At 66.6% G+C, this 20,928-nt stretch carries 18 protein-coding genes, 1 tRNA gene and 1 pseudogene; 9 read left to right on the forward strand and 11 right to left on the reverse strand.

What is annotated here, in order from left to right; translation table 11 throughout:
* Positions 1–8 precede the first annotated feature (8 nt).
* Positions 9–1,229 carry a cupin domain-containing protein gene (locus GD429_RS11455; RefSeq protein WP_152857033.1) on the reverse strand — a complete coding sequence of 407 codons (1,221 nt, stop codon included), beginning with the start codon at positions 1,227–1,229 and terminating at the stop codon, positions 9–11.
* A gap of 32 nt (positions 1,230–1,261) precedes the next feature.
* Between GD429_RS11455 and GD429_RS11460 the strand changes: the two genes are divergently transcribed.
* Entirely contained in the window at positions 1,262–1,804 is a 543-nt protein-coding gene (locus GD429_RS11460; protein WP_034183585.1) for an FKBP-type peptidyl-prolyl cis-trans isomerase, read from the forward strand.
* Here the strand turns inward: GD429_RS11460 and GD429_RS11465 are convergent.
* From GD429_RS11465 to GD429_RS11480, 4 genes are all read right to left on the reverse strand, one after another.
* Positions 1,784–3,055, reverse strand: coding sequence for a hypothetical protein (locus tag GD429_RS11465; RefSeq protein ID WP_152857034.1), 1,272 nt, complete (start codon positions 3,053–3,055; stop codon positions 1,784–1,786). The two genes, GD429_RS11460 and GD429_RS11465, sit on opposite strands and share 21 nt — an antisense overlap.
* Entirely contained in the window at positions 3,036–5,693 is a 2,658-nt protein-coding gene (gene mutS / locus GD429_RS11470) for a DNA mismatch repair protein MutS (protein WP_152857035.1), read from the reverse strand. The genes GD429_RS11465 and mutS overlap by 20 nt, the downstream gene beginning before the upstream one ends.
* A 210-nt stretch (positions 5,694–5,903) precedes the next feature.
* Entirely contained in the window at positions 5,904–7,526 is a 1,623-nt protein-coding gene (locus GD429_RS11475) for an NAD(P)/FAD-dependent oxidoreductase (RefSeq protein WP_152857051.1), read from the reverse strand.
* A gap of 483 nt (positions 7,527–8,009) precedes the next feature.
* Complete coding sequence (locus GD429_RS11480; protein WP_152857036.1) at positions 8,010–8,813, reverse strand: inositol monophosphatase family protein; 804 nt, start codon at positions 8,811–8,813, stop codon at positions 8,010–8,012.
* A 280-nt stretch (positions 8,814–9,093) separates the two neighbouring features.
* On the opposite strand from GD429_RS11480, the gene GD429_RS11485 reads away from it, so the two are divergent.
* Both GD429_RS11485 and cysE read left to right on the forward strand, forming a co-directional pair.
* Positions 9,094–9,918 carry an RNA methyltransferase gene (locus GD429_RS11485; RefSeq protein WP_321574533.1) on the forward strand — a complete coding sequence of 275 codons (825 nt, stop codon included), beginning with the start codon at positions 9,094–9,096 and terminating at the stop codon, positions 9,916–9,918.
* 296 nt (positions 9,919–10,214) lie between these two features.
* Positions 10,215–10,988, forward strand: coding sequence for a serine O-acetyltransferase (cysE, locus tag GD429_RS11490; protein ID WP_152857038.1), 774 nt, complete (start codon positions 10,215–10,217; stop codon positions 10,986–10,988).
* Between the two features lie 48 nt (positions 10,989–11,036).
* On the opposite strand, the gene GD429_RS11495 is transcribed toward cysE, so the two are convergent.
* The 4 genes from GD429_RS11495 to GD429_RS11510 form a co-directional block, all read right to left on the reverse strand.
* Complete coding sequence (locus GD429_RS11495; protein WP_096471250.1) at positions 11,037–11,837, reverse strand: UDP-2,3-diacylglucosamine diphosphatase; 801 nt, start codon at positions 11,835–11,837, stop codon at positions 11,037–11,039.
* Between the two features lie 25 nt (positions 11,838–11,862).
* Positions 11,863–12,354 carry a peptidylprolyl isomerase gene (locus GD429_RS11500; protein WP_006478428.1) on the reverse strand — a complete coding sequence of 164 codons (492 nt, stop codon included), beginning with the start codon at positions 12,352–12,354 and terminating at the stop codon, positions 11,863–11,865.
* Between the two features lie 88 nt (positions 12,355–12,442).
* On the reverse strand, positions 12,443–13,018 hold the full coding sequence (locus GD429_RS11505; protein WP_096471249.1) for a peptidylprolyl isomerase: 576 nt from the start codon (positions 13,016–13,018) through the stop codon (positions 12,443–12,445).
* A gap of 39 nt (positions 13,019–13,057) precedes the next feature.
* Positions 13,058–13,783 (reverse strand): tetratricopeptide repeat protein, encoded by a 726-nt coding sequence (locus tag GD429_RS11510; protein ID WP_175941606.1) that lies wholly within the window; start codon positions 13,781–13,783, stop codon positions 13,058–13,060.
* A 234-nt stretch (positions 13,784–14,017) separates the two neighbouring features.
* On the opposite strand from GD429_RS11510, the gene cysS reads away from it, so the two are divergent.
* The 4 genes from cysS to tilS all read left to right on the forward strand — a co-directional run bounded on the left by cysS (position 14,018) and on the right by tilS (position 18,826).
* The gene (cysS, locus tag GD429_RS11520; protein ID WP_152857039.1) at positions 14,018–15,415 is read left to right on the forward strand and encodes a cysteine--tRNA ligase; all 1,398 of its coding nucleotides are present in this window, start codon (positions 14,018–14,020) and stop codon (positions 15,413–15,415) included.
* A gap of 43 nt (positions 15,416–15,458) precedes the next feature.
* A complete protein-coding gene (locus GD429_RS11525) occupies positions 15,459–16,286 on the forward strand; it encodes a DNA-3-methyladenine glycosylase family protein (protein WP_152857040.1) in 828 nt (275 codons plus the stop codon).
* A gap of 103 nt (positions 16,287–16,389) precedes the next feature.
* Positions 16,390–17,361 (forward strand): acetyl-CoA carboxylase carboxyltransferase subunit alpha, encoded by a 972-nt coding sequence (locus tag GD429_RS11530; RefSeq protein ID WP_006478433.1) that lies wholly within the window; start codon positions 16,390–16,392, stop codon positions 17,359–17,361.
* 46 nt (positions 17,362–17,407) lie between these two features.
* Positions 17,408–18,826, forward strand: a complete 1,419-nt coding sequence (gene tilS, locus GD429_RS11535) for a tRNA lysidine(34) synthetase TilS (RefSeq protein ID WP_321574535.1) — start codon at positions 17,408–17,410, stop codon at positions 18,824–18,826.
* Between the two features lie 123 nt (positions 18,827–18,949).
* On the opposite strand, the pseudogene GD429_RS42010 reads toward tilS, so the two are convergent.
* A pseudogene (locus GD429_RS42010) lies at positions 18,950–19,187 on the reverse strand (hypothetical protein); the annotation flags it as partial.
* Between GD429_RS42010 and GD429_RS11545 the strand changes: the two are divergent.
* Both GD429_RS11545 and GD429_RS11550 read left to right on the forward strand, forming a co-directional pair.
* Positions 19,170–20,420: an aspartate kinase gene (locus GD429_RS11545; RefSeq protein WP_152857041.1), complete on the forward strand. Its 1,251-nt coding sequence runs from the start codon at positions 19,170–19,172 to the stop codon at positions 20,418–20,420. The pseudogene GD429_RS42010 and the gene GD429_RS11545 sit on opposite strands and share 18 nt — an antisense overlap.
* A gap of 113 nt (positions 20,421–20,533) precedes the next feature.
* Positions 20,534–20,627: transfer RNA gene (locus GD429_RS11550), tRNA-Ser, on the forward strand.
* Positions 20,628–20,808: 181 nt separating this feature from the next.
* Here GD429_RS11550 and GD429_RS41010 read toward each other — a convergent pair.
* Positions 20,809–20,928 (reverse strand): IS4 family transposase (locus GD429_RS41010; protein ID WP_227791616.1); only part of this gene is annotated, 120 nt, incomplete at its 5' end.

Consider the following 20,928-nt stretch of genomic DNA (forward strand, 5'->3'; position numbering starts at 1 on the left):
GACTCACACTAATTCCGGTCTCCGACCCGTATCCAGCCCGCACGATACCACTCGTGCAACAAAGCTGTCATCGAGGGAGCCCGGGATAGTGTTACAAACCGTTTCGCCTCCATCTGGCGTTGATTGGCCAGTTCGGGCAGCCATTCGCCGGCCTGCTCGAGCGGTCCTTCCTCGCCATTAATGAAGTACGATCGCGCGTTATACATCAATGCGGCCCTTCTGTCGAGGCACACGCCGCGGCGTGACGCTTGCGCGACGAATGCGGCCTCGGACAGCGGGCGCGCGGGCGGGTCGAATACGACGTTCGGCTTGGGTTCGCTCAGGTAGCAGCCGAGGAATTCCGCGACGTCGCGCTTGCGCCAGCGGATTGCGTCTACGATCTCGGCGACACGCTCGACCATTGCCGGAGGCAGTTGCGCGGGCGTGTCGACGGCCGGCTGCTTCGGATCGCGGTAGAGGTCGTCGCCGGCCCCGTCGTGCAGGCCCCCGCGCTCCGCGAGATAGTACAGGAACTGGGCGCCCAGCTCGCCGGCGGACGGGGCCCGGAAGCCGATCGAGCAGGTCATGCATTCGCCTTCGGCGATACCGTCGTGCGCGATGTGCGGCGGCAGGTACAGCATGTCGCCGGGCTCCAGCACCCATTCGTCGCTCGGCTCGAAGTTTTCGAGGATTTTCAGCGGCACGTCCGGCTGCAGCGACAGGTCTTTCTGCGCGCCGACGCGCCAGCGGCGCCGGCCTTCGACCTGCAGCAGGAATACGTCGTATGAATCGAAGTGCGGGCCGACACCGCCACCGTCGGTCGCATACGAGATCATCAGGTCGTCCAGCCGCGCGTCGGGGACGAAGCGGAAGCGGTCGAGCAACGCGCGCGCCGCGTCGACATGCAGGTCGAGCCCCTGCACGAGCAGGGTCCAGGACTTGCGCGTGACGGCCGGCAGCGAGCCGGGCTCGAACGGACCGTGTGCCAGTTGCCACTTGTTACGAAAATGGGTGATCAGTCGCGATTCCGCGTCATAGTCGGATGCGAGCTCGAACAGCGCATCGCGCGTGACCGGCGACGCAACGCCGGGGATCGCCTGGCGGATCAGCAGCGGCTTCTTTTGCCAGTAGCCGCGCATGAATTGCGCCGGCGTGAGACCGCCGAGCAGCGGTGTGGGGAGATCGGAAGGCGGCGCGCCGAGCGGGGCGGCAGCGGCATCCCGCGGTTCGGCTGGAGACCGGTTGCGCATCGTATAATGAGAGTTGTATTTGGGAGAATTGGATGAAAATCGCAAAAAACACCGTCGTGTCGGTCACTTACAAGCTGTCGGATGCACAGGGCAATCTGATCGAGGAAAGCGACGAGCCGATGGTCTATCTGCACGGCGGCTATGATGGCACGTTCCCCAAGATCGAGGAACAGCTCGACGGGCACGAGCCGGGTTACCAGGCGCAGATTCAGCTCGAGCCGCAGGACGCGTTCGGCGACTACGATCCCGAACTCGTGAAGATCGAGCCGCGCGATCGTTTTCCCGAGCCGCTCGAAGTGGGCATGCAGTTCGAAGGCACGCCGGAAGACGGCGACGAGGACGTCGATTCGCTGATCTATACGGTCACCGACGTCGCCGAAGACAAGGTCGTGCTCGACGGCAATCACCCGCTGGCAGGCATGGCGCTGCGTTTCGCACTCACGGTGAAGGACGTTCGCGAAGCAACCGAAGACGAAATCGAGCACGAGCATGCGCATGGCGCGGAAGGGCTCGAGATCGTCGATGAGGACGAAGACGAAGACGGCGAATCGCCGTCAGGGCGTACCCTGCACTGAGCTCGCAGGCAGGCCGGGCGCCGGCCCCGATGCAGGGGGCGGTGCCGGCCACGACGCGCCGCCGGGTGCGGCGCCGTCCCCCTGCAGCGGCGGCGCGACCGACGACGAGTCGGGCAGCGCCGGCAACGCGGGGATTTCCGGCATCTGCGGCAGCGGGACATCGTCGTGCGGCACGAGCGGCAGCGCGGGCGGCACGGGCAGGTTCTTCGGCACTTCCTGCAGGCTCACGTTGAAGATCGTTTGTCGCGCCGGCGACACGCTCACCCGTACCCATTGATTTGCCGGATTGCGCGGTCCGATCGCGACGCGCGTCACGTTTCCTACCAGTTCGCCGTCGTCGGCCCGCAGCGGGCGATCGATCAGAAAGCCGCTCGCAAGCGGTTGGCCGCTCGCGTGCATCACCAGTATCGGGCCGCGGAACGTCGCCGCCGCCTTCACCAGCGTTCGTTTCAACTCGCGGAAGCCGTCGCGCACGCGCGGCCGGTTGAAACGCAGCCACGCGAACCGTTCCGAGCGTTCATGACGTTCGAATTGCGGATCGCCTTCGAAAATCACCACCATCGCACGCGCGTCGCGCCGCTTCGCGTATTCGGCTGCGTGGTCGATCCAGAACCCGTTCGCGATGACGCGATCCTCGAATTCGCCGTTGCGGCCGCCGGCCGTCAGGAAGTGGTTGTTCGGCGCCGGTGCGTTGAGTGCGACATAGACGATGTCGTCGCGCATCCAGCGTGCGTTTTCGCGATACGGCCGGAACCGGGCGATTTCGCTTTCCCGTGTGATCTGCAGCGCGCCCGGGTCGGGCAGCGCCGAATCGGCGAGCAGCGTCTGTCGCAGGAAGTCGAGCCGCTCGACCGGATCGTAGCTGCCGCCGGCCACGGTGTTGCACGTTACCCAGTCGTCGTGGCCCGGGATGAATACGAGCGGCACGCGTGCGGCGTCCAGGATCGCGCCGCGCTGCGAATACAGCGCATCTCGGCACGCTTCCTTCGAGCCCTTGAGATCGCCCGCATAGACGACGAAAGCGAGGTTGCGCTCGCGCGCGATCGAGTCGAGCAGCCGCTGGGTCGCCGGTTCGTCCGCCGGAACGTTGATGACGCCCGACACGACCGCGAACGAGTAGGGCGCGGTGGCGCGCTTCGGCGGCGCCGCCAGCGCACCGGCCTGCGCGAGCGCGAGCACCGCCGCGGCGAGCGCGGCGGCGGCGCGGGCCGGCAGGCGCCGCGGGATGCGCTTACGCGTGCCCGTCGGCATCGTGCGACCGGACCAGCGTGCGCAGTTCGTACAACAGGTCGAGCGCCTCGCGCGGCTTGAGATCGTCGGGATCGATGTCGCGCAGCTTCTCGAGCGCCGGATGCGGCGTGTCGGGCAGCGCCGGCGCGTCCGCGCACTCGAAATCGTCGGCGACTACCGGCTGCGCGCTGAACAGATCGAGTTGCGGGGTGTGTTGTACCGCCGACTGCTGTTCGAGATAGGCGAGGTGTTTGCGCGCGGCGCGGATCACGGGCGCCGGGACACCCGCGAGCTGCGCGACCTGCAGGCCGTAGCTCTGGTTCGCCGGGCCTTCGTTGACCGCGTGCAGGAACACGATGCCGTGGCCGTGCTCGACGGCCGACAGGTGGACGTTGGCCGCTTGCGGGAATTCGGCCGGCAGTTGCGTCAGCTCGAAGTAGTGCGTCGCGAACAGCGTGTAGCAGGCGTTGTGCGCAAGCAGGTGGCGTGCGATGGCCCATGCGAGCGCGAGGCCGTCGAACGTCGACGTGCCGCGGCCGATCTCGTCCATCAGCACGAGGCTTTGCGGGGTCGCGTCGTTGAGGATCGCCGCGGCCTCGGTCATCTCGACCATGAACGTCGAACGGCCGCCCGCGAGATCGTCGGCCGCGCCGATGCGCGTGAAGATTCGGTCGATCGGACCGAAGCATGCGGACTTCGCCGGCACGTAGCTGCCGACGTAAGCCATCAGCGCGATCAGTGCGGTCTGCCGCATGAACGTCGATTTACCGCCCATGTTCGGACCGGTGATCAGCAGCAGCTTGCGCTCGGTGCCGAACCGGCAGTCGTTCGCGATGAACTGCTCGACCTGCGCTTCGACGACCGGGTGGCGGCCCTGTTCGATTTCGATGCCGATCTCGTCGGTGAAGGTCGGCGCGACCCAGTCGAGCGCGCGCGCGCGTTCGGCGAATGCGGCGAGCAGGTCGAGCTCGGCGAGTGCCGACGCGACGCGCTGGCACTCGGGGATGAACGGCAGCAGCGCTTGCAGCACCGCGTCATACAGCGCGCGCTCGCGCGCCAGCGCGCGTTCCTGCGCGGACAGCGCCTTGTCCTCGAAGGTCTTCAGTTCGGGCGTGATGTAGCGCTCGGCGTTCTTCAGCGTCTGGCGGCGGCGGTAGTCGTCGGGCACCTTGTCGGTCTGGCCGCGCGTGACCTCGATGTAGAAGCCGTGCACCTTGTTGTATTCGACGCGCAGGTTCGCGATGCCGGTGCGCGTGCGTTCGCGCGCTTCGAGATCGATCAGGAACTGCCCGCAGTTCTCCGAGATGTCGCGCAACTCGTCGAGCTCGGCGTCGTAGCCGCGTGCGATCACGCCGCCGTCGCGCACCATGGCGGCCGGCTCCGGCGCAATCGCGCTCGTCAGCAGGTCGAGGCATTCGGCGGGCGGCGCGAGCGCAGCGTCGACACGGGTGAGTGCGTCCGCGTTCGCGACGATCGCGCTGATGCGCTCGCGCAGCGCCGGCAACGCGGCGAACGTGTCGCGCAGGCTCGACAGGTCGCGCGGTCGCGCGGACAGCAGCGCGAGACGCCCGGTGATCCGTTCGACGTCGGCGATCTGGCGCAGCGCGCTGCGCAGCGCATCGAGGCTCGCGTTCGCCGACGCCTCGAGCAGCGCGCCGATTGCCTGCTGGCGCGACTGCGCGGCGACCGACGCACGCGGCGGGTGATGCAGCCAGTGGCGCAGCAGGCGGCTGCCCATCGTCGTGCAGCAGGTATCGAGCAGCGAATACAGCGTCGGCGACTCGGTGCCGCGCAGCGTCTCCGTCAATTCGAGGTTGCGGCGCGTGGCCGGATCGAGCCCGATGTATTCGGTTTCGTTCTCGACCTTCAGGCTGCGCACGTGCCGCAGTTGCTGGCCTTGCGTGGCCGCTGCATAGAGCAGCAGCGCGCCCGCCGCGCCGCATGCGCTCGTCAGCGAATGCGCGCCGAAACCGTCGAGGCTCGCGACATCGAGCTGGTCGCACAGGCGCTGCGTGCCCGACGCGATGTCGAAGTGCCACGCCGGCACGCGCTTGGTTGCGCCCGTGCCTGCAGGCACGACGTCGGTCGCGCCGTCCGCCGTCAGGATTTCGGCCGGCCGGATACGCTCGAGCGCGGCGCCGAGCTGCTCGGGTTCGATTTCGGCGAGCCGCAGCGCACCGCTTGCGAGGTTCAGCCACGCGAGGCCGATGTTGACCGCGACGCCGCGCTTGTTGTGGCCCGTGCACATCGCGAGCAGGTAGACGTCGTTCTTGTCGGACAGCAGCGCGGCATCGGTCAGCGTGCCGGGCGTGACGACGCGCACGACCTTGCGCTCGACGGGGCCTTTCGACGTGGCCGGATCGCCGATCTGCTCGCAGATCGCGACCGATTCGCCCATCTTCACGAGCTTCGCAAGATATTGCTCGACCGCGTGATGCGGCACGCCGGCCATCTTGATCGGCGTGCCGGCCGATGCGCCGCGCTGCGTGAGGGTCAGGTCGAGCAGGCGCGCGGCCTTTTCGGCATCTTCGAAAAACAGCTCGTAGAAGTCGCCCATCCGGTAGAACACGAGCGTGTCGGGATGGTCGGCCTTGATGCGCAGGTACTGCTGCATCATCGGGGTGTGGCCTGCAAAGGCCTCGGGCGACAGCGTGGTCATAGGTCAGGCATCAGGTTTGTTGCTTTGGTCGCCCGAGTTTACCAGTGGCCCCGACGTGCAAGTGCGAAGTTCGCCGTTCGGCCAGGTGCCGGAGACCACGACCGGCTGCTGCCGGCCCTGTCCGACGAGTCGACCCGGCACTCGGGCGGACCTGCGAAAGTCGGCGTCACCCGGCTCATGGAGCTTCGCGCGCCGATCCTGTCCGGCACCTCAGGACGCATGCGCCGACGTCATGCTGAGTGCCACCGCTTGCGCGACTTCGATGCCGTCGATGGCTGCCGAATAGATGCCACCCGCATATCCCGCGCCTTCGCCGGCCGGATACAGGCCTTCGACGTTCATGCTTTGGTAATCGTCTTTGCGTCGAATCCGGATCGGCGACGAAGTGCGCGTCTCCACGCCGGTGAGCACGGCATCGTGCATCGCGAAGCCCGCGATCTTTTTATCGATCTCGGGGAGTGCTTCACGGATTGCTTCGATCACGTAGTCCGGGAGCGCGGTGCTGAGGTCGGTCGGATTCACGCCCGGCTTGTACGACGGCGCCACCGAGCCCAGCGACGTCGACGGCCGGCCTGCGATGAAATCGCCGACCAGCTGGCCCGGCGCGCGGTAATCGCCGCCGCCAAGTTCGAACGCGCGCTCTTCCCATTTACGCTGGAACGCGATGCCCTCCAGCGGACCGCCGGGATAGTCTTCCGGCGTGATGCCGACGACGATGCCCGCATTTGCGTTGCGCTCGGCCCGGGAATACTGGCTCATGCCATTGGTGACCACGCGGCCCGGCTCGGAGGTCGCCGCGACCACCGTGCCGCCGGGGCACATGCAGAAGCTGTAGACCGCGCGCCCGTTGCTGCAGTGGTGGACCACCTTGTAGTCGGCCGCGCCGAGTTGCTTGTGGCCCGCAAACTTGCCGAAGCGGCTGCGATCGATCAGCCCCTGCGGATGTTCGATGCGAAAACCCAGCGAAAACGGCTTGGCTTCGATATACACGCCGCGATCGTGCAGCATCTGGAAGGTGTCGCGCGCGCTGTGGCCCACGGCCAGCACCACGTGGTCGCACCGGAGCGTTTCACCGTTCGAGAGCTTGAGCGAGCGCACCTTGCCCTGATCGATTTCGATGTCGTCGACCCGGGTTTCGAAGCGTACTTCACCACCCAGTTCGTGGATGGAAGCGCGCATTTTTTCCACCATGCTGACGAGGCGGAACGTGCCGATGTGCGGCCGGCTCAGATACAGGATGTCTTCCGGCGCACCCGCCTTGACGAATTCGTCCAGGACCTTGCGGCCATAGTGATGGGGATCCTTGATCTGGCTGTACAGCTTGCCGTCGGAAAACGTCCCGGCGCCGCCTTCGCCGAACTGCACGTTGGATTCGGGATTGAGTACGCTCTTGCGCCACAGGCCGAAGGTGTCCTTGGTGCGCTCGCGCACGGCCTTGCCGCGTTCGAGGATGATGGGACGGAAGCCCATCTGCGCGAGGATCAGTCCTGCAAACAGGCCGCACGGCCCCATGCCGATGACGACCGGGCGCAGGAAAGCAGTGTGCTCGGGGGCCTTCGCGACAAAGTGGTACGCCATATCGGGCGTCACGCTGCAATGCGGCGTGCCGGCGAGTCTCTTGAGCGCGGCCGCTTCGTCCTGGACTTCGACATCGACGATGTACGTCAGCTTGATGTCGGAGCGCTTGCGCGCATCGTGTGCACGGCGGAACACGGTGTAACGGAGGAGCCCGTCTGCCGGCACGCCAAGGTCCGCGAGACGCGCGCGAATCGCGGCTTCGAGCGCGCTTTCGGGATGGTCGAGGGGGAGTTTAACTTCGCTTAGCCGTAACATGGGTACTCGGATGCTGTCGCCACGGCGTCGTGGCGGTGTTGAAACAGGCGGGGCCGGCATGCTGGTGGCGGCGTTGTTCGCCGCGCGGGCATCTCGGACGCGAACCATTCATCGCTGGAACAAGCTGTACGAGGGGCTGCACACTGACCAGGCCGGACAACGCGGGCAACTTCAGGACGGGAACATGAAGCGCCCCTTGTGCGGGGAAGATTTTTCCGCCGCCGAATCATCGGGATGCGAAAGTCGCTCCATCATGACGGTGCCGGCGGTCGGTGCGAAAGCACGCCAGGCGGGCATAGCCGCCCTTGTCGTTCATGCTGGTCAACATAGCACATCGATATCGATGCCACGCACAATTGCGGCCGCCAGGGGAAAGGGCGGTAGCGGCATGCTACGCACGCGGCATCCCTTTGCCAACGGCCCGTGCCGCACGAAGCGGACACGGGCCGTCGAAGCGCGCCGCACGGGCGGTGCGGGCGGCGATTACTCCGCTGCCGGATGCACGCGGCTGTAGCGGTTCAGGATCGGGATCATCTGCGCGTAGATCTTCGGGTTCGCGGCGACGATTTCATGGCGATGCAGGAAATCGGCATCGCCGGTGTAGTTGCCGACGAGGCCGCCGGCCTCGGTGATCAGCAGGCTGCCCGCCGCCATGTCCCACACGTTGATGCCCTGCTCGAAGAACGCGTCGAGGCGGCCGGCCGCGACGTTCGCGAGGTCGAGTGCCGCGGCGCCCGGACGGCGCAGCCCCGTGCAGGCCTGCGTCATTTCGGTGAAGAGGCGCGCGTACGCGTCGAGGCCGTCCTTCTCGCGGAACGGGAAGCCCGTGCCGACCAGTGCGTCGGACAGGCGGTCGCGGCGGCCGACGCGGATGCGGCGATCGTTCAGGTACGCGCCGCGGCCACGCGTGGCCGTGAACAGGTCGTTCTTGTTCGGATCATAGACGACGGCTTGCGTGACGACGCCCTTGTGCTCGAGCGCGATCGATACGCAGTAGTACGGGAAGCCGTGGATGAAGTTGGTCGTGCCGTCGAGCGGATCGATGATCCACTTGAATTCGGATTCGTTCTCCGATTCGCCCGATTCCTCCGCGAGGATCGCGTGATCGGGGTAGGCGGTCTTCAGCGTCTCGATGATCGCCTCTTCGGCGGCCTTGTCCACTTCGGTGACGAAGTCGTTCTGCTGCTTCCTGCGGATCTCGATCAGGTCGAGATCGAGGGACGCGCGATTGATGATCTGTCCGGCGCGGCGCGCAGCCTTGACAGCAATGTTGAGCATGGGATGCATGAGCCTGGATCCTGTAGCCGGCGGCACGGGCCGCCACGAAGTGGAACAACCGCCCGGAACGGCGCAAGCGTGCCGGGCGAGGTGAGACGCAAATTGACAAAGAGCGGGGTACGACCCGCGCCGCACGGAGCGCGACGCGTAAAGACATGATTTTACCCGATTTTTGGTGGTTTCAGGCGACCGGAATGCGGGCAAACCCCCACTGTCCGTCCGGACGAGTGGGTTTGCCGGGGCGATGGCGCTACCATACGGCCATTCTGATGAACCGAGTCGTATCGTAGTGGAAACCCCGCAGAACACCGCCGCGCCGTCCGAGTCGGGCGCGGACACGTCCCGGCCGCCGTCCGGCGGCTTCACGTCCACCCGTTTCGTGCTCGTCGAGCCGAGCCATCCCGGCAATGTCGGGGCGGCCGCCCGCGCGCTGAAGACGATGGGCTTCTCGCGTCTCGTGCTGGTCGCGCCGCGCGTGCCGCACGTGCAGAGCGACCCCGAGGCGATCGCGATGGCCAGCGGCGCGGACGACGTCCTCGCGTCCGCGCATGTCGTGCCGACGCTCGGCGACGCGCTGTCCGGCGTTCACTGGTCGATCGCGCTGACCGCGCGCACGCGCGAATACGGGCCGCCGCGCCTTGCGCCGCGCGCGGCCGCCGCGCACGCGTGCGCGCAGGTCGGCGCGGGCGACATCGCGCTCGTGTTCGGCAACGAGCGCACGGGCCTCGCGAACGAGCATGTCGAGCAGTGCAGCGCGCTCGCGCACATCCCGGCGAACCCTGCATACAGCTCGCTGAACCTTGCACAGGCCGTGCAGGTGCTCGCGTACGAGCTGCGCGTCGCGTTTCTCGAGCAGGCGAGCGAGCCTTCGCCGCAACCGTCGGCCGAGGCCGGCACGCTCGCGCAGAGCGACGAGATCGAGCGGATGTACGTGCACCTCGAGAATGCGCTGATCGCGCTCGATTTCCTCGACCCGCGCAATCCGAAGAAACTGATGCCGCGGCTGCGGCGCCTGTTCGCACGCACGGGCCTCGAGCGCGAGGAGGTCAACATCCTGCGCGGCGTCGCGAAGCACATCCTGCTGAAATCGGGCAAGCCCGACGGCGACGCGTAAGCGGCCCGCGCGCCGGCAACCTGGCGTTCAGGTGCGGCGTCCCGGCCGGGCAGGCGTTTTGTCGGCCTTCGGGAGCGCCGGGCCCCGAGCGTTTCCGACCGGCCGAACCTCCCGCAAACATCGCGACAGCGAGCCTTCCCGCCCGAATACCCGCGCCGGCGGCGGGGTGAACGTGCGGCCTCGTGCGGCCGTGCGCGACTGGCCCTACAATCGCCGGACGTCATAAGCAAATTACCCGGCGCGATAACGGCCGGTCATTGCCGGCGGTGCGCGCCGGCCTTTTCCCCGATCAGATCATGTTCACGAGATTGCGCGAAGACGTTGCAACGATTCGCGAGCGGGATCCCGCCGCTCGCAGTGCCTGGGAAGTGCTGACCTGTTATCCGGGGTTGCACGCGCTCGTGCTGCACCGTTTCGCGCACGCCTGCTGGCGCGCGAAGCGCTACTGGCTCGCGCGTTTCGCGTCGCAGGCCGGGCGGTTCCTGACGGGTATCGAGATCCACCCCGGTGCGACGATCGGCCGGCGCGTGTTCATCGATCACGGCATGGGTGTCGTGATCGGCGAGACGGCGATCATCGGCGACGACTGCACGATCTACCAGGGCGTGACGCTGGGCGGCACGTCGCTCACGCGCGGCACGAAGCGCCACCCGACGCTCGAGGCCGGCGTGATCGTCGGCGCGGGCGCGAAGGTGCTCGGCGGTTTCACGGTCGGCGCGGGCGCGAAGATCGGTTCGAACGCGGTCGTCGTCAAGCCGGTGCCGGCGGGCGGCACGGCGGTCGGCAATCCGGCGCGCATCGTGATGCCGGCGCAGCCGAAGCCGCAGCCGGAACGCGCGGCGTTCTGCGCATACGGGATCACGCCGAACGCCGACGATCCGATGTCGCTCGCGATTCACGGCCTGATCGATCACGCGGCGAAGGAAAGCCGCCGCGTCGACGAGATCGTCGCGGCGCTCGAGCGGCTCGGCACGCATCTGGAAACGCTGCAGGGCGCCGATGCGGCGCGCCTCGACCTGCGCAGGCTGTCGGCGGTGCTGGAAGGAAAAACGGTCGAGCGCCAGGCGTAATGCGATCTACGCCGACGGCTGCCGGTTGGTGAGACGACAGCGGCGGTGTCAGTCGAGCGGCATCGCGTGGATGCCTTCCGCGTCGACGCGCAGGTAGCCGCCGCGCGGCCTGCCGTGGTCGAGATCCCAGTCGGGCAGCACCCAGCGGATGCCGCCCGGTTCGGCGTGGCTCGCGGGGCGGTGCGTGTGGCCGTGAATGATCACGGCCGCGCGGCTTTTCCGGAACAGCGCTGCCACGCCTTCACGCGTGACGTCATAGATCGCCGAAGCGGGGCGCATCCGGCCTGCTTCGCTGTTCGAGCGCATGCGTTGCGCGAGCGCGCGGCGCCAGCGGAGCGGCCACGCGAGAAACAGCCATTGCGCGACGCGGTTGCGTGCGAAGCGGCGGAACACCTGGTAGCCGCGGTCGGCCGTGCATTGCGCGTCGCCGTGCGCGAGCACGATGCGCTGGCCGAACGCCATGATCAGCGACGGATCCGGCAGCAGCATCGCGCCGGCTGCCTTCATGAAGCGCCGGCCGAGCAGGAAATCGCGGTTGCCGTGCATCACGTAGAGCGCGATCCCGCGCTCCGAGAGCGTGTGCATCAGCGCGGCCATGCGTGCCGCGAACGGATCGTCGTCGAGGATGTCGTCGCCGATCCAGTATTCGAACAGATCGCCGAGGATGAACACCGAGTCGGCGCTGTCGGCGGTGTATTTCACGAAATGCTCGAACGCGGCGACCGTCTTCGGGATCGCTTCGCTCAGGTGCAGATCGGAGAGAAACAGGAACGGGCGTGCGGCTTGCGCGTATTCGCGCTCGCCCGGCACGCCCGCGGAGACGCTTCGCGGCGGACTCTCCTGCAACATCGAAGTGCCTCCGTTATACCGTGCGTCAGACCACTACGGCCTTCTCGATCACGACGTCGTCGGTCGGCACGTCCTGGTGGAAGCCGGCGTTGCCCGTCTTGACGCCCTTGATCTTGTCGACCACGTCCTGGCCTTCGACGACCTTGCCGAACACCGCGTAGCCCCAGCCTTGCGGCGTCGGCGACGAGTGGTTCAGGAAATCGTTGTCGTTCACGTTGATGAAGAACTGGGCGGTCGCCGAGTGCGGATCGTTCGTGCGCGCCATCGCGACCGTGTAGTTGTCGTTCTTCAGGCCGTTGTTCGCCTCGTTGTCGATCGGCGCGTCGGTCGGCTTCTGCTTCAGGCCCGGCTCGAAGCCGCCGCCCTGGATCATGAAGCCGTTGATCACGCGATGGAACACGGTGCCGTCGTAGTGGCCCTTCTTCACATAGTTCAGGAAGTTCTCGACCGTCTTCGGTGCTTTCGCGGCGTCGAGCTCGAGCTTGATCACGCCGTGGTTCGTATGCAGTTCAACCATGATGAATTCCTTCGGTGAGGCGGTTTAAATGGCACGCGGCCGGTCGTGCGACGCGGCCGCGTGAGTCGCCGGACGTGCCGGCAGGTTCTTACTTCGAGACGATGCTGGCCGATTCGATCACGATCGGTTGCGCGGGCACGTCCTGCATCGGGCCGCGCGAGGTCGTCGCCACGCCTTCGATCTTCTTCACGACGTCGAGACCCGACACGACCTTGCCGAACACCGCATAGCCGTTGCCGTCCGGATTCGGGTAGTCGAGGCCGTTGTTGTCGACCGTGTTGATGAAGAACTGCGCGGTGGCCGAATTCGGATCGCTCGTGCGCGCCATCGCGATCGTGCCCGTCAGGTTCTTCAGACCATTGCGGCTCTCCAGCGGGATCGGCGCGCGGGTCGGCTTCTCCTCGAAGTTGGTCTTGTAGCCGCCGCCCTGGATCATGAAGCCCTTGATCACGCGATGGAAGATCGTGCCGTTGTACTGGCCGGCCTTCACGTAATCGAGGAAGTTGGCGACCGACTTCGGCGCCTTCTCCGGGTAGAGCTCGACGCGGATGTCGCCCTGCGAGGTCTTGAGTTGCACGACCGGGTGCGCGGTGGCCGTTTGCGCGAAAGCGGGCGCGGTCGCGAGAAGGGCGGCGCCGCCAAGCGCCAGCAACAGACGTTTCATTGCGATCCTCAGGTTGGGAAGGAAAGGGGGCCGCGCCGCTTATTGCGACGGCGGCGCGACATACGGCGCCGCCAGTGCGCCCGACGGACCGCTGAATTGGAACGTCGGCGACATCGGCAGCGTGGTGGTGCTCACGTTCGCGGCTGCGCGGTCGGAGTAGTTGCGCGTGGCCGGCGTGATCGCGCGGGCATTCGGCGCGGCCTTCGGCGGCGACACGATCTTCTGCAGGTCGGCGAGGCGCTGCGCGGTGGCGCCGCTCGTGCGGCCGAGCGATTGCGCGCGCTTGTACGATTCGGCCGCGAGGCGCAAGTACAGGTCGCCGAGGTTCTCGTACGCGAGCGAGTAGCTCGGGTTCGATTGCGTCGCCGTGACGAGCGCGGTGCGCGCTTCGTCGTAGCGGCCGTGCTTCGCGTAGAGCGCCGCGAGGTTGTTGTACGGTTCGGGCAGTTCGGGATACGCCTGCGTGATCGCGACGAACTGCTGGATCGCATCGTCGTCGCGGTTCAGGCGGGCCAGCACGGTGCCGCGCTTGAACTGCGCCTGCACGTCGTGCGGGTTCGACGCGATGCGCGCGTCGAGCTGCGCGAGCGCCTGCTTCCACTGCTTGCCGGCGATCGACGCGTCGATTTCGGGGGTGCCGTCGGCGGTGGCCGGGGCCTTCTGCGCATGCGCTGCGGGGGCCGCGAACAGCGTCAGCGCGACGCCCATGACGGTGGTCGCTACGAGGGTCGCAGCGCTCGGCGCGCGGCCGCGATGAGGTTTCATAGGCGTAAATCGGAATGTTATACTCCGAGCCATTCTAACAAAACGTCTGCGCGTTCCGGCGAGCCGCAGGCAGTCTTTCTTAGCCTCTCGTGGCCGTCACCGCTGTGCTTGCAGCCTGACCGCCCCATGTGATAGCGAGGACGCTCGGCCTGGCGCCGCAGCAGATGGTCCGTCCGCTTCGCATGCTGGGCGAGCTTCGCCAGGGCGGTTTCCTTCGGCTCACGGTTCATCTCTATGGAATCACTGCGCATCTACAACACGCTCGCGCGTGACAAGCAAGTTTTCGTGCCGCGCCAGCCCGGCGAAGTGCGGATGTACGTATGCGGGATCACCGTCTACGACTATTGTCACGTGGGCCACGCGCGCATGCTGGTCGTGTTCGACCTCGTCCAGCGCTGGCTGCGTGCGATCGGCTATCGGGTCACGTATGTGCGCAACATCACCGACATCGAGGACAAGATCATCCGCCGCGCGGTCGAGAACGGCGAGACGATCAAGTCGCTGACCGACCGGTTCATCGGCGCGATGCACGAGGATGAAGACGCGCTCGGCATCCAGCGGCCCGACATCGAGCCGCGCGCGACGCAATTCATTCCGCAGATGCTCGGCATGATCGAGGCGCTCGAGGCGAACGGCTACGCGTATCAGGCGACCGACGGCGACGTCAATTACTCGGTGCGCAAGTTTGCGAACTACGGGAAGCTGTCGGGCAAGTCGCTCGACGATCTCCGTGCGGGCGAGCGCGTCGCCGCGAACGACGCGAAGCAAGATCCGCTCGATTTCGTGCTGTGGAAGCGCGCGAAACCGGAAGATCCGGAAGGCGCGTCGTGGGCGTCGAAGTATGGGATGGGCCGCCCGGGCTGGCACATCGAGTGCTCGGCGATGGGCTGCACGCTGCTCGGCGATCATTTCGACATCCACGGTGGCGGGCAGGATCTGCAATTCCCGCACCACGAGAACGAGATCGCACAGAGCGAAGGCGCGACCGGCCAGACGTTCGTCAATTACTGGATGCACAACGGCTTCGTGCAGGTCGACAACGAGAAGATGTCGAAATCGCTCGGCAACTTCTTCACGATCCGCGAAGTGCTCGAACGATACGACGCCGAAGTCATGCGCTTCTTCATCGTGCGCACGCACTACCGGTCGCCGCTCAATTACAGCGACGTGCATCTCGACGATGCGCGCGCGTCGCTCACGCGTCTTTATACCGCGCTGAAGGATGTCGAGGCCGACACGCTCGCGCTCGACTGGAACGAGCCGCACGCGCAGCGTTTCGCGGCCGCGATGAACGACGACATCAACACGCCCGTCGCGGTGGCAACGCTGTTCGAGCTGGCGGGCGAGGTGAATCGCACGCGCGACGCGTCGCTCGCGCGGCAACTGAAACAGCTGGCGGGCCTGCTCGGCCTGCTGGGCCGCGAACCGCGCGCGTTCCTGCAGCAGGCGTCCGGCGCCGCGCAGGCGGGCGGGTTCGCTGCCGACGAGATCGAAGCGAAGATCGCCGCGCGCGTCGCGGCGAAGCAAGCGAAGGACTATGCCGAAGCGGACCGGATCCGGGCGGAACTGCTCGAGGCCGGCATCGCACTTGAAGACAAACCGGGCGGATCGACCGAATGGCGTCGCGTATGAGCGCGGTGCGTTCCACTGACCGATCCGTCAGGTAGGAGGCAGGATGGCAACGGCCAGAAAAGCGCCGGTCAGGCGCGCGACCCCGGTCGCCGCGCGTCCGGCAGCCAAGCGCGTGCCGGCGGCGAAGGCGGACGCGACGCGCGCCGCGCCGAACGGCGCGCTCAACGGTCATGCGCAGCCGGCGGCCGCGCTGCCGGCCGCCGATGCGGCCCGCAAGACGCGTGCGTCCGAAATGGACGGCGAGGAGGTGGTCGTGCGCCCTGCATACTGGGACAAGGCGTGCGCCGACCTCGTCAAGCGCGACCGGATCCTGAAGAAACTGATTCCGAAGTTCGGTCCCGCGCATCTCGTGAAGCGCGGCGACCCGTTCGTCACGCTCGCGCGCTCGGTCGTCGGCCAGCAGATTTCGGTGCCGTCCGCGCAGTCGCTGTGGGCGCGCATCGAGGATGCCTGTCCGAAACTCGCACCGCAGCCGGTGATCCGGCTCGGCGCGGACAAGCTGATCGCGTGCGGGCTGTCGAAGCGCAAGACCGAATACATCCTCGATCTCGCGCAGCATTTCGTGTCGGGCGCGCTGCACGTCGACAAATGGACGTCGATGGACGACGAGGACGTGATCGCGGAACTCACGCAGATCCGCGGCATCAGCCGCTGGACGGCCGAGATGTTCCTGATCTTCAACCTGTCGCGGCCGGATGTGCTGCCGCTCGACGACCCGGGCCTGATCCGCGCGATCAGCGTCAATTACTTCAGCGGGGAACCCGTCACGCGCAGCGAGGCGCGGGAGGTCGCGGCCAACTGGGAACCGTGGCGGACCGTCGCGACCTGGTACATGTGGCGCAGCCTCGATGCGCCCGACACCGACGCCTGAGCGCCGGCTATCGGGTTTTAAACATCAATAGTTGAGAGCCGGTCTTAAGCGTCGCCCGCGCGGGTAGAATACGCGCTGCCGCAAGACCCAAGGATTCGAACACATGAAGACCACGTTTCTGGATTTCGAACAGCCGATCGCCGAACTCGAGGCCAAGATCGAAGAGCTGCGATTCGTGCAGGACGACTCGGCTGTCGATATTTCGGAAGAAATCGAGCGGCTGTCGAAGAAAAGCCAGCAACTGACGAAGGACCTGTACGCGAACCTGTCGCCGTGGCAGGTTTCGCAGATCGCGCGGCACCCGCAGCGTCCGTACACGCTCGATTACGTTGCGGAACTGTTTACCGATTTTCACGAACTGCACGGCGACCGCGCATTCGCGGACGATCTGTCGATCGTCGGCGGTCTCGCGCGCTTCGGCGGCCATCCGTGCATGGTGATCGGTCACCAGAAGGGCCGTGACACGAAGGAACGCGCCGCGCGCAACTTCGGGATGCCGCGTCCGGAAGGCTATCGCAAGGCCGAACGCCTGATGCGTCTCGCCGAGAAGTTCGGGCTGCCGATCTTCACGTTCGTCGACACGCCGGGCGCGTACCCGGGCATCGGCGCCGAAGAGCGCGGCCAGTCGGAGGCGATCGGCCGCAACCTGTATGTGATGGCCGAACTGAAGACGCCGATCATCACGACGGTGATCGGCGAGGGCGGTTCGGGCGGCGCACTCGCGATCGCCGTGGCCGACACCGTGATGATGCTGCAGTTCTCGACCTACTCGGTGATCTCGCCGGAAGGCTGCGCGTCGATCCTGTGGAAGAGCGCCGCGAAGGCGCCGGAAGCCGCGGAAGCGCTGGGCCTGACCGCGCACCGCCTGAAGGCGCTCGGCCTGATCGACAAGATCATCAACGAGCCGCTCGGTGGCGCGCATCGCGATCCGAAGGGCATGGCGGCGCTGCTGCGCCGCGCGCTCGCCGATTCGCTGCGCCAGTTCCAGGGCATGAGCATCGATGCGCTGCGCGAGCGCCGCTTCGAGCGCCTGATGGCCTACGGCAAGTTCAAGGAAACCACGCCGGGCGCATGACCGGCCGCGTGTTCAATACGCGCGCCGCAGCGCGCGCGTCCCTCTCGTGATCCCACCGACCGAATTCTCCGCCGACCGCGTCGTACTCGACGCGGTCGGCGTTGCGCTTTCAGGCATGCCGTCCGAGGCGCGCATCGCGATCGCGTACAGCGGCGGCCTCGATTCGACCGTGCTGCTCGACGCGGCCGTGCGGGTCGCGGGCGCGTCGCGGTGCGTCGCGCTGCACGTGCATCACGGCCTGAGCGCGAACGCCGACGCGTGGGTCGCGCATGCCGAAGCGGCAGCGGTACGGCTCGGCGTCGAATTCGAATCGATGCGCGTCGACGTGCCGCGCGACAGCGGTCTCGGTATCGAGGCGACCGCCCGCGAGCGTCGATATGCCGCGCTCGACGCGATGTGCGAACGCCATGGCGCGGCCACGCTGTGGCTCGCGCAGCATGCGGACGACCAGGCCGAGACCGTGCTGCTGCAATTGTTGCGCGGCGCGGGGATCGCGGGGCTCGCCGCCATGGCGCCGCGCTACCGTCCCGACGGCGCGAGCGTCGAGCGCGTGCGCCCGTTGCTGCGACTGTTGCGCGCGCAACTCGAGCGCTATGCGACGCAGCACGAACTTGAATGGATCGACGACGAATCGAACAGCGACACGCGCTACGCGCGCAATGCGCTGCGCATCGACGTGCTGCCGGCACTGGCCGTGCATTTCCCGGGCTTTCGCGACGCGCTCGGTCGCGCGGCCCAGCATGCGGCCGCCGCGCAGCGGCTGCTCGACGATCTGGCCGAACTGGATTTCGCCGTCGCCGCGCGCGATGACGGGCGGGCGCTGTCGCGCGAGTCGCTGGTCGCATTCGACGACACGCGCGGCGCGAACCTGCTGCGCTTCTGGATGCGCCGGCTCGGTTTGCCGGGCGCGTCCGCCGCGCGGCTCGCCAACATGATGAGGCAACTGCGCGCCGCGCACGACGCGCATGCGCTGCGCGTCGATCACGCGGGGCAGTGCCTGCGGCTCTATCGCGACGTCGTCTACTGGGAAGCGGGCGACAGCGCCGAACCGGCCGACGACGGCACCGGCACGCCGCACCCGGAATCGGCGCTCGCGTGGGACGGGCAGGAAGTCTGGCACCTGCCGGGATGGCGCGGCACGTTCGTGTTCGCGCCGGCCGACGCGGGATGCGCCGGCGCGGTGCCGGAGGCGCTGCTGCGCGCCGCGCCGCTCGCCGCGCGCGCCCGGGCGGGCGGCGAGCGGATGCGCACGTCGCCGGGCGGCCCGCGCCGGACGCTGAAGAACCTGTTCCAGGAGCGCGGCGTGCCGGCATGGCAGCGCGACGTGCCGCTGCTGTTCGCGGGCGACCGGCTGATCTACGTGCCGCGGCTTGGCGTGAACCGCGATGGAGAATTGTCCGACAACGGGCCGTCCGGCGGCGCGTGGCGCCGGATCGAATGGCGTCCCGACCTGCTGATCGCGTAATGGCGGGCAGGCTTCCGGCGGCGTGATGGCGCGCCCATTTTCACCATTTGGTAAACAGCGCCGGAACGGCCGCGGGCAGGGCGAGCGGCTTGTCAAGCGGGCTTCTATCGGGTACGCTCGGTCGTTTGCTCGGCTCGATTTTTGAGCGATTTGTGCAGGTTTCCCGCGTGACGTACCCGGTTTGCGCGGCCTGATCGGCCTTCCGGGCAAAATCCGTCACGCTTGCGTGTTGCGTCCCAGCCGCCCCCCTCGTCGTCCGTCCACAGCCACAAGCCGCGTGACCGAACGGCAACGCGGCCTGCCCAGCGCGCCCGTGCGGTCTCTCCTCCAGTTCAGAACGACAATGGCACTCATCGTACACAAATACGGCGGCACTTCGATGGGCTCGGTCGAGCGCATCAAGAACGTCGCGAAACGCGTCGCAAAATGGCATCAGGCCGGGCACCAGATGGTGGTCGTGCCTTCGGCGATGTCCGGCGAAACCAACCGTCTGCTCGGTCTTGCGAAAGAGATTTCGAGCCAGCCGAGCCCGCGTGAGCTCGACATGATCGCGTCGACCGGCGAGCAGGTCAGCGTCGGCCTGCTGTCGATCGCGCTGCAGGAAATCGGCGTCGAGGCCGTGAGCTACGCCGGCTGGCAAGTACCGATCAAGACCGACAGCGCATTCACGAAGGCGCGCATCCACTCGATCGACGACGACCGCGTGAAGGCCGATCTGAACGCAGGCAAGGTCGTGATCATCACGGGCTTCCAGGGCGTCGATCCGGATGGCCACATCACGACGCTGGGCCGTGGCGGCTCGGACACGTCGGCGGTCGCGGTCGCGGCTGCGCTGGATGCCGAAGAGTGCCTGATCTACACGGACGTCGATGGCGTCTACACGACCGATCCGCGTGTCGTCGAAGAGGCGCGACGCCTCGATCGCGTGACGTTCGAGGAGATGCTGGAAATGGCCAGCCTCGGCTCGAAGGTCCTGCAGATCCGCTCGGTCGAATTCGCCGGCAAATACCAGGTGAAGACGCGCGTGCTGTCGAGCCTGACCGATCCGCTGATTGCGCTCGACGAAGAAATGCGCTCGGGCACCCTGATTACTTTTGAAGAAGACGAGACCATGGAAAAGGCAGTCATTTCCGGCATCGCGTTCCAGCGCGACGAAGCACGCATTGCTGTGATGGGCGTGCCCGACAAGCCCGGCATCGCGTATCAGATCCTCGGCCCGGTCGCCGACGCGAACGTCGACGTCGACATGATCATCCAGAACCAGAGCGTCGAAGGCAAAACCGACTTCACGTTCACGGTCGGCCGTGGCGACTACCAGAAGGCGATGGACATCCTCACCAACCAGGTGAAGGGCCACGTGAATGCCGAGCAGGTGCAGGGCGACCCGAAGGTGTCGAAGGTGTCGGTCGTCGGCGTCGGCATGCGTTCGCACGTGGGCGTCGCGAGCAAGATGTTCCGCACGCTGTCGGAAGAGGGCATCAACATCCAGATGATCTCGACGTCCGAAATCAAGATTTCGGTGCTGATCGACGAGAAATACATGGAGCTGGCCGTCCGCGCGCTGCACAAGGCATTCGAACTCGACCAGGCATGATGAAATTTTCGTGATGCGTTGACGAAAATGCATCACGGAAATTGACGCGCGGTTCGAAACCCTATATTATTTCGTTCTCGTCGCACTGCCTCCCTGGTGCGAGCGAAAGTTTGGGAGACGTGGCCGAGAGGTCGAAGGCACTCCCCTGCTAAGGGAGCATCTGGGCCAAAACCTGGATCGAGGGTTCGAATCCCTCCGTCTCCGCCAAAAGCGGTGAGAAAGCCCCGTAAGTTCAAGGACTTACGGGGCTTTTTGTTTTTCAGCCCATCAGCAGGCCCATCATTGAGCATTGGCTTGTCGGCTGCTGATTTGGCCCATCGCTCAAGTCTTCGGGGTGACGCCCTGTTCCGCGATAGTGGGGCGACGGTATCCGGCTCAGGCCATCGTCTTATACAGAAGTGTCGGCGTCACCGCTGGCGCGTAACGCTCGTAAGGTTTTGGCCGCGACATGAACGTCTCTGAGTCCGAGCCAAATAGCTTTCGCACCGGGTTCGCCGTCACCTTTGCG

This window comes from Burkholderia sp. BE17 (assembly GCF_009362305.1).
Classification (GTDB): domain Bacteria; phylum Pseudomonadota; class Gammaproteobacteria; order Burkholderiales; family Burkholderiaceae; genus Burkholderia; species Burkholderia pyrrocinia_C.

Bases quoted from the DNA above. Each gene is read 5' to 3' on its own strand.
- GD429_RS11455 (WP_152857033.1), bottom strand. From the start codon at position 1,229: ATGCGCAACCGGTCTCCAGCCGAACCGCGGGATGCCGCTGCCGCCCCG.
- GD429_RS11460 (WP_034183585.1), top strand. From the start codon at position 1,262: ATGAAAATCGCAAAAAACACCGTCGTGTCGGTCACTTACAAGCTGTCG.
- GD429_RS11465 (WP_152857034.1), bottom strand. From the start codon at position 3,055: ATGCCGACGGGCACGCGTAAGCGCATCCCGCGGCGCCTGCCGGCCCGC.
- mutS (WP_152857035.1), bottom strand. From the start codon at position 5,693: ATGACCACGCTGTCGCCCGAGGCCTTTGCAGGCCACACCCCGATGATG.
- GD429_RS11475 (WP_152857051.1), bottom strand. From the start codon at position 7,526: ATGTTACGGCTAAGCGAAGTTAAACTCCCCCTCGACCATCCCGAAAGC.
- GD429_RS11480 (WP_152857036.1), bottom strand. From the start codon at position 8,813: ATGCATCCCATGCTCAACATTGCTGTCAAGGCTGCGCGCCGCGCCGGA.
- cysE (WP_152857038.1), top strand. From the start codon at position 10,215: ATGTTCACGAGATTGCGCGAAGACGTTGCAACGATTCGCGAGCGGGAT.
- GD429_RS11495 (WP_096471250.1), bottom strand. From the start codon at position 11,837: ATGTTGCAGGAGAGTCCGCCGCGAAGCGTCTCCGCGGGCGTGCCGGGC.
- GD429_RS11500 (WP_006478428.1), bottom strand. From the start codon at position 12,354: ATGGTTGAACTGCATACGAACCACGGCGTGATCAAGCTCGAGCTCGAC.
- GD429_RS11505 (WP_096471249.1), bottom strand. From the start codon at position 13,018: ATGAAACGTCTGTTGCTGGCGCTTGGCGGCGCCGCCCTTCTCGCGACC.
- GD429_RS11510 (WP_175941606.1), bottom strand. From the start codon at position 13,783: ATGAAACCTCATCGCGGCCGCGCGCCGAGCGCTGCGACCCTCGTAGCG.
- cysS (WP_152857039.1), top strand. From the start codon at position 14,018: ATGGAATCACTGCGCATCTACAACACGCTCGCGCGTGACAAGCAAGTT.
- GD429_RS11525 (WP_152857040.1), top strand. From the start codon at position 15,459: ATGGCAACGGCCAGAAAAGCGCCGGTCAGGCGCGCGACCCCGGTCGCC.
- GD429_RS11530 (WP_006478433.1), top strand. From the start codon at position 16,390: ATGAAGACCACGTTTCTGGATTTCGAACAGCCGATCGCCGAACTCGAG.
- GD429_RS11545 (WP_152857041.1), top strand. From the start codon at position 19,170: ATGGCACTCATCGTACACAAATACGGCGGCACTTCGATGGGCTCGGTC.